Genomic DNA, 12,395 nt, shown 5'->3' with positions numbered 1-12,395 from the left:
GAGTATGTTTAAGCAATACCTGCAAGTAACGAAACCAGGCATCATCTTTGGCAACCTGATCTCCGTGATCGGAGGGTTCCTGCTGGCCTCTAAAGGCAGCATTGATTACGCCCTCTTTATTTACACGCTGGTCGGTGTGTCACTGGTTGTTGCGTCCGGTTGTGTATTTAACAACTACATCGACATGGATATCGACAAGAAGATGGAAAGGACCAAAAATCGGGTGCTGGTGAAAGGCCTGATCGCCCCTTCCGTCTCGCTGGTGTACGCCACCTTGCTGGGTATTGCTGGCTTTATGCTGCTGTGGTTTGGTGCTAACCCACTGGCCTGCTGGCTGGGGGTGATGGGGTTCGTGGTCTATGTGGGCGTCTACAGCCTGTATATGAAACGTCACTCCGTCTACGGCACGCTGATTGGTTCTCTCTCCGGCGCTGCGCCGCCGGTGATTGGCTACTGCGCCGTCACGAACGAGTTCGACAGCGGTGCGCTGATCCTGCTGGCTATCTTTAGCCTGTGGCAGATGCCGCACTCCTATGCCATCGCGATTTTCCGCTTTAAGGATTATCAGGCAGCGAACATCCCGGTTCTGCCGGTCGTGAAGGGCATTTCGGTTGCCAAGAACCACATCACGCTTTACATCATCGCCTTTGCCGTAGCAACGCTGATGCTCTCTCTGGGTGGTTACGCCGGGTATAAATATCTGGCGGTAGCGGCTGCAGTGAGCGTCTGGTGGCTTGGCATGGCGCTGCGCGGATACAAAGTGGAAGATGACAAAGTCTGGGCACGTAAGCTGTTTGTGTTCTCCATTGTCGCCATCACTTCTCTGTCCGTGATGATGTCCGTGGATTTCATGGTGCCAGATTCGCACAACCTGCTGACTTACGTCTGGTAAGCGACAACAGGTCAATAAAAGGGTGCTTCGGCACCCTTTTTTATTCACAAAATCAATTAATAACGCATGTAATATTTGTTAAATAAGCCCTTATTTACCCCGCCCCTTCCCCGCACTACACTATGGCCTGCTTTTGAACTGAGGTGGTAATGAACGATTATAAAATGACGCCAGGCGAGCTACGCGCGACCTGGGGCTTAGGGACTGTCTTCTCGCTACGGATGCTCGGCATGTTTATGGTCCTGCCTGTTCTGACCACCTACGGCATGGCGCTGCAGGGGGCGAGCGAGGCATTGATTGGCCTGGCCATTGGCATTTACGGTCTGGCCCAGGCGGTCTTCCAGATCCCGTTTGGCCTGCTCTCTGACCGGGTTGGCCGCAAGCCACTGATTGTCGGTGGCCTGCTTATTTTTGTTCTGGGCAGTGTGATTGCCGCCCTCTCCCACTCCATCTGGGGGATTATTCTTGGCCGCGCCCTTCAGGGCTCCGGCGCGATTGCCGCCGCCGTGATGGCGCTGTTGTCCGATCTCACCCGCGAACAGAACCGGACTAAAGCGATGGCGTTCATCGGCGTTAGCTTTGGTGTCACCTTCGCCATTGCGATGGTACTGGGCCCGATAATCACCCATGCGCTTGGCCTGCACGCGCTGTTCTGGATGATTGCCGTGCTGGCAACCCTCGGTATTGGCTTAACCCTGTGGGTCGTCCCGGACAGCAAAAACCACGTCCTCAACCGTGAATCGGGAATGGTAAAGGGCTGCTTCAGCAAAGTGCTGGTTGAGCCACGCCTGCTGAAGCTTAACTTCGGCATTATGTGTCTGCACATCCTGCTGATGTCGACCTTTGTCGCCCTTCCCGGCCAGCTGGCCGCTGCGGGCTTCCCGGCAGCCGAGCACTGGAAAATCTATCTGGTCACGATGCTGATTTCCTTTGTCTCCGTCGTGCCATTCATTATCTACGCTGAAGTGAAGCGCAAGATGAAGCGCGTCTTTATTGGCTGCGTAGCACTGTTGCTGATAGCTGAGATTGTGCTCTGGGGTGCCGGCCCGCACTTCTGGGAGCTGATTGCCGGCGTGCAGTTGTTCTTCCTGGCGTTTAACCTGATGGAAGCCCTGCTGCCGTCGCTGATCAGCAAAGAGTCCCCTGCCGGTTACAAAGGCACGGCGATGGGCATCTACTCCACCAGCCAGTTCCTCGGCGTGGCCATTGGCGGCTCGCTTGGCGGCTGGGTGGACGGTCTGTTTGACTCTCAAACCGTGTTTCTCGCGGGCGCACTGCTGGCGACAGTCTGGCTGCTGGTCGCCAGTACCATGAAAGAGCCACGCTACGTGAGCAGCCTGCGGGTAGAAATCCCGGATGATGTTCAGATTAGCGACGCGCTGAAACAGCGTCTGGAAGCAAAAGAGGGTGTGACGGAGGTCCTGATTGTCCCGGAAGAGCGCAGCGCTTACGTCAAGATAGACAGCAAAATGACCAACCGCTTCGAAGTGGAGCAGGCCCTGAAAGCGTGAAAAAAGCCCGGTTGAACCGGGCTTTTGGGTATTAATCGCGGAAGTTTTTAAACTGGAACGGTTGTCCCAGATCGCCGCCACGCACCAGCGCCATCACGGACTGCAGGTCATCGCGGGACTTGCCGGTGACGCGAATCTCTTCACCCTGGATCTGCGCCTGCACCTTCAGCTTGCTGTCTTTAATGAGCTTCACGATCTTCTTCTGCACCGCGCTCTCAATGCCCTGCTTCAGTTTAGCTTCAACGAACCAGGTTTTACCGCTGTGCACAAACTCTTCCGGCACATCCAGAGAGGTCCCTTCAATGCCGCGTTTTAACAGCTTGGCGCGCAAAATGTCGAGCAGCTGATTCACCTGGAAATCAGACTCGCTCAGCACCTTAATGGTCTTATTTGCGTCGTTCAGCTCAAACGACGCCTCAACGCCACGAAAATCGAAACGTGACTCAACTTCGCGGGTTGCGTTCTCAACGCCGTTGCGAACTTCCTGGATATCAACTTCGGAAACAATATCGAAAGATGGCATCTTTTCTTCTCCCTTCACTTTTGTTGCGTTGCATAATACCCGCTACGAGGCATAACTCAACAGAAGCTTAGCTGTATAATTAAGCTGTAACACCTGGCGCAGTTGCAGGTGAGGAGGAACAATGAAAATTACAGTGCTCGGATGCGGAGCGCTTGGTCAGCTATGGCTGACCGCGCTGTGCAAGCACGGACATGAGGTTCAGGGCTGGCTGCGCGTGCCCCAGCCCTATTGCAGTGTAAACCTGATTGGTGAAGACGGAAGCATCTTTAACGAATCCCTCACCGCGAACGATCCCGATTTCCTGGCGCAAAGTGACCTGTTACTGGTGACGCTTAAAGCGTGGCAGGTCTCAGACGCGGTGAAGACGCTGGCTGCGCAACTCCCCTCCACTTCCCCTATACTGCTGCTGCATAACGGCATGGGAACCATTGATGAGCTGAAAGGCATCCCGCAGCCCCTGCTGATGGCGACAACCACGCACGCAGCCCGTCGCGACGGCAACATCATCGTGCACGTCGCCAGCGGCGTGACCCATATGGGACCGGCCAGAACACAGGATGGCGACTACAGTTATCTTGCCGATGTGCTGCAGAAGGTATTGCCGGACGTCGCCTGGCATAACACTATTCGCCCTCAACTCTGGCGCAAGCTGGCCGTGAACTGCGTGATCAATCCGCTGACGGCACTGTGGAACTGCCCGAATGGGGAGCTGAAAAACCATCCGCAGGAGGTTGCATCACTGTGTGCTGAAGTCGCGTCGGTCATTGAGCGGGAAGGTCTGCATACCTCGGCAGAGGATTTGCGCGGTTATGTCGAGCAGGTTATTGAGAGTACGGCAGAAAATATCTCCTCAATGTTGCAGGACGTCCGGGCATTGCGCCACACAGAAATCGACTACATTACCGGCTATCTACTAAAACGTGCCCGAGCACATGGCATCGCCGTGCCGGAAAACGCCCGTTTGTATGACCTGGTTAAACGTAAGGAGAGTGAATATGAGCGCGTCGGCACTGATCTGCCTCGCCCCTGGTAGCGAAGAGACAGAAGCGGTCACCACCATTGATTTGATGGTTCGCGGCGGTATTGAGGTGACGGTCGCCAGCGTTGCCAGCGATGGCAGTCTGGCGGTGACCTGCTCGCGAGGCGTGAAACTGCTTGCGGATGCGCCGCTTGTGCAGGTGGCCGACGGGGATTACGACATCATCGTCCTGCCCGGTGGCCTGAAGGGTGCGGAATATTTTCGCGACAGCCCGCTGCTGGTCGAGACCGTGCGTCAGTTCCACTTATCGGGTCGTATCGTCGCCGCCATCTGTGCCGCCGCCGGAACAGTGCTGGTTCCGCACGATATTTTCCCTATCGGCAATATGACCGGCTACCCCGGTCTGAAGCAGACCATCCCGGAAGACCAGTGGGTGGACAAACGCGTCGTGTGGGATCCACGCGTCAACCTGCTGACCAGCCAGGGCCCCGGCACCGCGATTGATTTTGGTTTGAAGATTATTGACCTGCTGGTCGGGCGCGAAAAAGCGTACGAGGTGGCGTCATCGCTGGTGATGCCGGCGGGAATTTATAACTACTATGAAGAGTAGTGCGTAAAAAAGCCGGGTGGCGCCAGGTTAAAGCAAAACGGCAACCAAAGGTTGCCGTTTTTTATGTTTTCTCCCTCTCCCCGTGGGAGAGGGCCGGGGTGAGGGCATCAGGCCGCATTCCCGCGCAAAAAACTACGGGCGATACACCTTCACATTCGCAAAGCCCTGCTCGCGCAGATACAGTGCCTGCAGGCGGCTCATCACCCCACGCTCACACCACAGCAGATACGTTTTGCTCTGGTCGAGATCGCCAAATTTGGTGCTCAGCTTGTAGAACGGCAGCGACACCACTTCAACGCCTTCCACCTGCAGCGGCTTGTCGTCCTGCTCATCAATAGAGCGGATATCCAGAATCGCATCGTTAGCGCCGAAACCGCTCACGGTTTCCACTTCGACGACGTCCTGCTCGGTCTGCTGGGCGATTTCGCGGATATCAATATTGGACGCTTCCGCCACCACTTTATCCAGGATGCTGAAATCGAAGTGCTCTTCTTCGGCTTCGATCTTCGCCTTCACCGCTTTGACGGTCGGGCTTTTTGAGATCACACCGCAGTATTCCGGCATGGTGCGGGCAAAATCTTCGGTGCCGATTTCACGTGCCAGATCGATGATGTGCTCTTTATCGTGGGAGATCAGCGGACGCAGGATCAGCGTATCAGAGACGTTGTCGATCAGACGCAGGTTGGTCAGCGTCTGGCTGGAGACCTGCCCCAGCGCTTCGCCGGTGACCAGCGCCTGCACGCCGTAGCGCTCAGCCACTTTGGATGCCGCACGCACCATCATGCGCTTCAGGATAACGCCCATCTGGCCGTCGTCCACTTTCTCAAGAATTTCGCCCACCACCGGCTCGAAGTTGATCGCCACAAAACGCACGCGGTGGGAGCTGCCGAAACGGTTCCACAGGTAGTGCGCGACCTGGCGAACACCGATTTCATGCGCCGCACCGCCCAGGTTAAAGAAGCAGTAATGGACGCGACAGCCGCGGCGCATCAGCATATAGCTGGAAACGCCGGAGTCGAAGCCGCCGGAGATCAGAGACAAGACATCTTCCTGGGTGCCGATCGGGAAACCGCCGATACCTTCATAACGCCCTTTCACCAGCAGCAGGCGATCGTTTTCGATCTCCAGGTTAACCGTCACGTCCGGGTGCGTCAGACGCACGCGCGCAGACTCGACGTGCTGGTTCAAACCGCCGCCAACGTAACGTTCCACTTCAATGGAGCTGAATTCGTGCTTACCGCGACGTTTCACGCGTACGCAGAAGGTTTTGCCTTCGATCTGATCGCGGTACTGAACCAGCGCTTTCTCGAAGATATCGTGCATATCGCTGAACGGGACGTCTTCCACTTCCAGAATATGGTGGATCCCCGGAATACGGGTCAGCGCGTCGCGAATATCCTGACGTTTGTTTTCGTCTTTCGCACGGACTTCAACGTGGTCCCAGTGGCGCACCACGGCGAGCGTTTCGTCGTAGTGCTTTAATACGTTACGAATGTTCCCGGTGAGAATTTTAATAAAGCGCAAACGCACAGATTGGCTTTTGATGGTGATTTCAGGGAACAATTTAATGATAAACTTCATGGCGGCAATGTTTCTTAGGCAAGCGTATTAAGGCTTGTAATGGAAAAGAGTACAGCAGCCCACACCCGTGGCTGCATCCAGGCGCGCAAGTATACCACCATCGCGCCGCTCCTGTGCACATTGCGCGTTATTTGCTTATCCGCCCGAGTCCGTTACCATGTCGGGGCGAAGAATATAAGAGTCAATTCACTATGCCGAAGAAGAACGACGCACCGGCCAGTTTCGAAACTGCGCTGAGTGAACTGGAGCAAATCGTTACCCGTCTTGAGAGCGGCGATCTCCCGCTGGAAGAGGCGCTCAACGAATTCGAACGTGGCGTGCAGCTGGCGCGACAGGGGCAGGTCAAACTGCAGCAGGCCGAGCAGCGCGTGCAGATCCTGCTTTCCGACAGCGAAGACGCGAAAACTACGCCTTTCACACCGGACGCCGAGTAAATGGATTTTGCCAACGAGCTTCAGGCGCGTGTAGTTCGCGCCAACGACGCCCTGCGCCGTTTTATTGCACCACAGCCTTTTCAGAACACTCCTCTGGTTGAGGCTATGCACTATGGCGCACTCTTGGGTGGAAAGCGCCTGCGCCCGTTCCTGGTGTACGCCACAGGCAATATGTTTGGTATCAGCGATAACACGCTGGACGCCCCGGCTGCCGCCGTTGAGTGCATCCATGCCTATTCGCTGATCCACGATGATTTACCGGCGATGGACGACGACGACCTGCGTCGCGGTCAACCTACCTGCCATATCAAGTTTGGCGAAGCGAATGCCATTCTGGCGGGCGATGCCCTGCAAACGCTGGCGTTCTCTATTTTGAGCGATGCGCCGATGGCGGAAGTGGCTGACCGTGACCGCCTGGCAATGATTTCTGAACTGGCGATGGCCAGCGGCGTGGCCGGCATGTGCGGCGGACAAGCGCTGGATCTTGAAGCTGAAGGACGTCAGGTTAATCTGGAACAGCTGGAGCGTATTCATCGCCACAAAACCGGGGCATTGATTCGTTCTGCCGTTCGCCTGGGCGCGCTGAGCGCGGGTGAACAAGGGCGCAAAGCCTTGCCGACGCTGGACAGATACGCAGAAAGTATCGGTCTGGCATTCCAGGTTCAGGATGACATTCTGGATGTGGTGGGCGATACTGCAACATTGGGTAAACGTCAGGGTGCAGACCAGCAGCTTGGCAAAAGTACCTACCCCGCCCTGCTGGGTCTTGAGCAAGCCCAACGTAAAGCCCGGGATCTGATTGACGATGCCCGCCAGTCGCTAAATGTACTGGCCGCACAATCGCTGGATACCTCGGCACTGGAAGCGCTAGCGGACTATATAATCCAGCGTGATAAATAAACTATATATCTCGATGAGCCTTTGATGAGTTTTGATATTGCCAAATACCCGACACTGGCGTTAGTTGACTCCACCCAGGAGTTGCGTCTGTTGCCGAAAGAGAGCCTGCCGAAGCTGTGCGACGAGCTGCGTCGCTACCTGCTCGACAGCGTAAGCCGCTCAAGCGGCCATTTCGCCTCCGGGCTTGGCACGGTAGAACTGACCGTGGCGCTGCACTATGTCTATAACACGCCGTTCGATCAGCTTATCTGGGACGTGGGCCACCAGGCCTATCCGCACAAAATTCTGACCGGACGTCGCGATAAAATTGGCACCATTCGTCAGAAAGGTGGCCTGCATCCGTTCCCGTGGCGCGGTGAGAGCGAGTATGACGTGCTGAGCGTCGGCCACTCCTCCACCTCCATTTCTGCGGGCATCGGTATTGCCGTTGCCGCCGAAAAAGAGAATAAACAGCGCCGCACCGTCTGCGTGATTGGTGACGGTGCTATCACCGCCGGGATGGCCTTTGAGGCCATGAACCATGCGGGTGATATCAAACCGGACATGCTGGTTATCCTCAACGATAACGAAATGTCGATTTCCGAGAACGTCGGTGCGCTGAACAACCATCTGGCGCAGCTGCTTTCCGGCAAGCTTTACTCCTCGCTGCGTGAAGGCGGTAAAAAAGTCTTTTCCGGCGTACCGCCGATTAAAGAGCTGCTCAAACGCACCGAAGAACACATCAAAGGCATGGTCGTGCCGGGTACGCTGTTTGAAGAGCTGGGCTTTAACTATATTGGCCCGGTTGACGGCCATGACGTGCTGGGCCTGGTCACCACCCTCAAGAACATGCGTGACCTGAAAGGCCCGCAGTTCCTGCATATCATGACCAAAAAAGGGCGTGGCTACGAACCGGCGGAAAAAGATCCGATCACCTTCCACGCGGTACCAAAATTCGACCCGTCCAGCGGCTGTCTGCCAAAAAGCAGCGGCGGTATGCCGAGCTATTCCAAAATCTTCGGCGACTGGCTGTGTGAAACCGCCGCGAAAGACAACAAGCTGATGGCGATCACCCCGGCCATGCGTGAAGGCTCCGGCATGGTGGAGTTCTCCAGAAAATACCCTGACCAGTATTTTGACGTGGCGATTGCCGAGCAGCATGCGGTGACGTTCGCAGCGGGCCTGGCCATTGGCGGCTACAAGCCGGTGGTCGCTATCTATTCTACCTTCCTGCAGCGCGCCTACGATCAGGTGATCCATGACGTGGCCATCCAGAAGCTGCCGGTACTGTTTGCGATAGACCGTGCGGGCATCGTCGGCGCTGACGGTCAGACGCACCAGGGCGCATTCGATCTGTCGTTCCTGCGCTGTATTCCGGATATGGTCATCATGACGCCAAGCGACGAAAACGAATGTCGTCAGATGCTGTTTACCGGCTATCACTATCAGGATGGCCCTAGTGCGGTGCGCTACCCACGCGGCAATGCGGTGGGCGTTGAGCTGCAGCCCCTGGAAAAACTGGCGATCGGTAAAGGTCTGGTGAAACGTCGCGGTGAGAAAGTGGCGATCCTGAACTTCGGTACGCTGATGCCAGAAGCTGCGAAGGTCGCTGAAACGCTAAACGCTACCCTGGTGGATATGCGCTTCGTGAAGCCGCTCGACGAATCTCTGATTTTGAATTTGGCCGAGACGCATGACGTGCTGGTCACTCTGGAAGAAAACGCCATCATGGGCGGTGCGGGAAGCGGCGTGAACGAGGTGCTGATGGCAAACCGCAACGTCGTGCCGGTGTTGAACCTCGGCCTGCCGGATCATTTCATTCCTCAGGGTACCCAGGATGAAGCCCGTGCGGCTATTGGCCTGGACGCCGCCGGTATTGAAGCCAAAATCCGCGCCTGGCTGGACTAATCCCTCCCCTTTTTCGCTCCTGCTATGCTTAAACGTATTGTTTAAACAGCAGGAGCGGAACCATGCAATACACCACATTAGGAAAAACCGACCTTAAGGTTTCCCGGCTTTGCCTGGGCTGTATGACTTTTGGCGAGCCCGAACGAGGGAACCACGCCTGGACGTTGCCGGAAGAGAGTAGCCGTCCGATTATTAAACGCGCTATCGAGGGCGGCATTAACTTCTTCGACACCGCCAACAGCTACTCCGACGGCAGCAGCGAGGAGATTGTCGGTCGTGCCCTGCGTGACTTTGCGCGTCGGGATGACATTGTGGTCGCCACCAAGGTGTACTACCCGTCAGGTGACCTGACTCAGGGCCTTTCTCGCGCGCAGATCCTGCGCTCTATTGATGACAGCCTTAGACGCCTGAACATGGATTACGTCGACCTGCTGCAAATTCACCGCTGGGATTACAACACGCCGATCGAGGAGACGCTTGAAGCGCTCAACGAGGTGGTGAAAGCCGGTAAAGCGCGCTATATCGGCGCGTCGTCTATGCATGCGTCGCAGTTTGCACAGGCGCTGGATCTCCAGGCACAGCACGGCTGGGCACGTTTTGTCACCATGCAGGATCACTACAACCTGATCTACCGTGAAGAAGAGCGCGAAATGCTGCCACTGTGCTATCAGGAGGGCGTGGCGGTGATCCCGTGGAGCCCGCTGGCGCGCGGACGTTTAACCCGTCCATGGGGGGAAACCACGGCTCGTCTGGTCTCAGATGAAGTCGGAAAAAATCTCTATGACGGTACAGAAGCCAGCGATGCGTTAATTGCCGAACGCTTAGCCGGGATTGCCGACGATACGGGTGCCACCCGCGCACAGGTGGCGCTGGCGTGGCTGCTGAGTAAGCGCGGGGTCGCGGCACCGATTATCGGGACGTCCAGGGAAGAACAGCTGGATGAACTGCTGAGTGCAGTGGATTTATCCCTGACGCCGGAGCAGATTGCCGAGCTCGAAACGCCGTATCAGCAGCATCCGGTGGTGGGGTTTAAATAAGCACCCTCTTTTGTAGGCCGGGTAAGGCGGAGCCGCCACCCGGCAATACAGAGCGCACAAAATTAACTGAAGTGATCGTACCCTTTCCAGTCGAGCGTGACCGGGGCGCCGTCCTGAACAAACTTCAGCCCTTCGCTCTCCGGCATGATCTGCCCGATGCAGGTAAATTTCGCGCCGAGATGCGCTAACGCCACATCCAGCGTGCCACGGTTCAGCTCAGGTACCGTGAAGCACAGTTCGTAATCCTCACCACCGGAAAGCGCCCAACGCAGGGCCTGCTCAGGCTCCACGTGGCGAAGCAGTTGCTCTGATAGCGGGAACAGATCCAGGTCGATGCGCGCGCCCACGCCGCTGGCCTTCAGAATATGGCCAAGATCGGAGATCAGCCCGTCGGAGAGATCGATAGCCGAGCTTGCCCGTTCCCGTAGCGCCTGCCCATGCAGAATACGCGGGGTGGGTCGCAGATGGCGTTTCACCAGATACGCCGCGTCGTCAGCATCCTTCACGGTCAAGCGATCCTGAAGAATAGCCAGCCCCGCAGCGCTGTCTCCCGGTGTACCGGTCACGTAGATCCAGTCACCTGGTTTTGCGCCCGAGCGTTTGAGCGCCCGACCGAGGGGCACATAGCCATGGATCGCCAGCGTCATCGACAGCGGCCCGGCAGTTGTATCACCGCCAATCAGCTGCATATCGTAGTAGTTCAGCTGTTCAAACAGCGCATCGCTAAAGGCTTCAAGCCAGGTTTCATCGACCTCGGGCAGCGTCAGGGCCAGCGTTAGCCATGCCGGATCGGCACCCATCGCGGCCAGATCGCTGACGTTGACCGCCAGCGCTTTATACGCCAGATCGGCAGGATCGATATCGGGTAAAAAATGACGTCCGCACACTAAGGTGTCGGTGCTGATTGCCAGCGTCTGTTTTTCGGGAATATTGAGAAGTGCACAGTCATCGCCAATGCCGGTTTCAACATCAAGACGAGAGGTTCTGACACGGTCGAAATAACGGGCAATCAGGGAGAATTCGCCGCATGCCATACGTTATGCCTCAGCAAATAAAAGAAAAAACCGGAGCCGCACTGCCCGTCAGGCAATGCAGGACTCCGGTTTGCGGATCACTTTTTGTGGGGACGGATCGCAGGTGCAGCTTTATCAAGAACGCCGTTAACAAATTTGTGGCTGTCTTCAGCGCCGAAGGTTTTTGCCAGTTCGATCGCTTCGTTGATGGCCACTTTGTACGGCACATCATCACGTTTAGACAGCTCAAACAGCGCGATACGCAACACTGCTTTTTCCACCTGACCCAGCTCTTCGAGCAGACGGGACAGGTATGGCTTCATCAGACCATCGAGATACGCGCTATTAGTCGCCACTCCCGACAGCAGTTCACGGAAGTACAGAACATCGACGTCTTTCACGTCCTGTTCTGACAGGAACTGGTACTCAACATCGGCGATGTCGTTGTGGGACAACTGCCAGGAGTAAAGTGCCTGAACGGCACATTCACGGGCGCGGCGACGAGCAGCAGGTTTCACGGAATTCCCCTTACAAAAAAATCAGGCCTTGATGGCTTTCAATACATTGATCATTTCAAGCGCGGTCAGTGCAGCTTCTGCACCTTTGTTACCGGCTTTGGTGCCAGCACGTTCGATGGCTTGTTCAATACTTTCGGTGGTCAGCACGCCGAACGCGACAGGAATTTCAGCATCCTGCGCAACGTGTGCCAGACCATTGCTTGCACCGCCCGCAACGTATTCGAAGTGCGCAGTGCCGCCACGAATAACAGTACCCAGCGCGATCACCGCGTCGTATTTACCGGTTTTCGCCAGCGCGCCCGCTGCCAGTGGCAGCTCGTAAGCGCCTGGAACCCAAACAACGGTAATGTTCTCATCTTTCACCTGACCGATACGTTTCAGGGCGTCAATCGCACCTTCCAGCAGGCTGTCGTTGATGAAGTTGTTGAAACGCGCAATGGTGATGGCGACGCGAGCGTCCGGGGTAGCTACAGCAGCTTCAATAATGTTCATACTCTTCCTTTACGGGTT

Annotated in this window: 13 protein-coding genes; 8 read left to right on the top strand and 5 right to left on the bottom strand. The window is 56.2% G+C overall.

Annotated elements, in window-relative coordinates; all coding sequences use genetic code 11:
• Positions 1–4: 4 nt before the first annotated feature.
• Positions 5–892 (top strand): heme o synthase, encoded by an 888-nt coding sequence (gene cyoE / locus ACOTY9_RS17295; RefSeq protein ID WP_014882769.1) that lies wholly within the window; start codon positions 5–7, stop codon positions 890–892.
• A gap of 149 nt (positions 893–1,041) precedes the next feature.
• Positions 1,042–2,403 (top strand): MFS transporter, encoded by a 1,362-nt coding sequence (locus ACOTY9_RS17290; protein ID WP_014882768.1) that lies wholly within the window; start codon positions 1,042–1,044, stop codon positions 2,401–2,403.
• 31 nt (positions 2,404–2,434) lie between these two features.
• Here ACOTY9_RS17290 and ACOTY9_RS17285 read toward each other — a convergent pair whose 3' ends face one another.
• Positions 2,435–2,926, bottom strand: a complete 492-nt coding sequence (locus ACOTY9_RS17285; RefSeq protein WP_008503327.1) for a YajQ family cyclic di-GMP-binding protein — start codon at positions 2,924–2,926, stop codon at positions 2,435–2,437.
• Positions 2,927–3,047: 121 nt separating this feature from the next.
• Here ACOTY9_RS17285 and panE point away from each other — a divergent pair, with 121 nt between their 5' ends.
• Both panE and yajL read left to right on the top strand, forming a co-directional pair.
• A complete protein-coding gene (gene panE / locus ACOTY9_RS17280; protein ID WP_014882766.1) occupies positions 3,048–3,959 on the top strand; it encodes a 2-dehydropantoate 2-reductase in 912 nt (303 codons plus the stop codon).
• Complete coding sequence (gene yajL, locus ACOTY9_RS17275; RefSeq protein WP_014882765.1) at positions 3,922–4,515, top strand: protein deglycase YajL; 594 nt, start codon at positions 3,922–3,924, stop codon at positions 4,513–4,515. Before panE ends, yajL begins: the two co-directional genes overlap by 38 nt.
• Before the next feature lie 132 nt (positions 4,516–4,647).
• On the opposite strand, the gene thiI is transcribed toward yajL, so the two are convergent.
• Positions 4,648–6,096 carry a tRNA uracil 4-sulfurtransferase ThiI gene (thiI, locus tag ACOTY9_RS17270; protein WP_014882764.1) on the bottom strand — a complete coding sequence of 483 codons (1,449 nt, stop codon included), beginning with the start codon at positions 6,094–6,096 and terminating at the stop codon, positions 4,648–4,650.
• Between the two features lie 191 nt (positions 6,097–6,287).
• On the opposite strand from thiI, the gene xseB reads away from it, so the two are divergent.
• From xseB to ACOTY9_RS17250, 4 genes are all read left to right on the top strand, one after another.
• Complete coding sequence (gene xseB, locus ACOTY9_RS17265) at positions 6,288–6,530, top strand: exodeoxyribonuclease VII small subunit (RefSeq protein WP_008503331.1); 243 nt, start codon at positions 6,288–6,290, stop codon at positions 6,528–6,530.
• Positions 6,531–7,430: a (2E,6E)-farnesyl diphosphate synthase gene (gene ispA / locus ACOTY9_RS17260; RefSeq protein ID WP_014882763.1), complete on the top strand. Its 900-nt coding sequence runs from the start codon at positions 6,531–6,533 to the stop codon at positions 7,428–7,430.
• A gap of 24 nt (positions 7,431–7,454) precedes the next feature.
• On the top strand, positions 7,455–9,317 hold the full coding sequence (dxs, locus tag ACOTY9_RS17255) for a 1-deoxy-D-xylulose-5-phosphate synthase (RefSeq protein ID WP_014882762.1): 1,863 nt from the start codon (positions 7,455–7,457) through the stop codon (positions 9,315–9,317).
• A 62-nt stretch (positions 9,318–9,379) separates the two neighbouring features.
• A complete protein-coding gene (locus tag ACOTY9_RS17250) occupies positions 9,380–10,354 on the top strand; it encodes an aldo/keto reductase (RefSeq protein ID WP_014882761.1) in 975 nt (324 codons plus the stop codon).
• Positions 10,355–10,416: 62 nt separating this feature from the next.
• Here the strand turns inward: ACOTY9_RS17250 and thiL are convergent, their stop codons facing one another.
• The 3 genes from thiL to ribE all read right to left on the bottom strand — a co-directional run bounded on the left by thiL (position 10,417) and on the right by ribE (position 12,377).
• Complete coding sequence (thiL, locus tag ACOTY9_RS17245) at positions 10,417–11,388, bottom strand: thiamine-phosphate kinase (protein WP_045134716.1); 972 nt, start codon at positions 11,386–11,388, stop codon at positions 10,417–10,419.
• Between the two features lie 77 nt (positions 11,389–11,465).
• Positions 11,466–11,885, bottom strand: coding sequence for a transcription antitermination factor NusB (nusB, locus tag ACOTY9_RS17240; protein ID WP_014882759.1), 420 nt, complete (start codon positions 11,883–11,885; stop codon positions 11,466–11,468).
• Positions 11,886–11,906: 21 nt separating this feature from the next.
• On the bottom strand, positions 11,907–12,377 hold the full coding sequence (ribE, locus tag ACOTY9_RS17235; protein WP_014882758.1) for a 6,7-dimethyl-8-ribityllumazine synthase: 471 nt from the start codon (positions 12,375–12,377) through the stop codon (positions 11,907–11,909).
• Positions 12,378–12,395 lie beyond the last annotated feature (18 nt).

This window comes from Enterobacter cloacae complex sp. SHL012 (genome assembly GCF_049237505.1).
Classification (GTDB): Bacteria; Pseudomonadota; Gammaproteobacteria; order Enterobacterales; family Enterobacteriaceae; genus Enterobacter; species Enterobacter kobei.
Note: the sequence above shows the minus strand (reverse complement) of the source record. Positions and strands in the feature narration are given on the sequence as shown.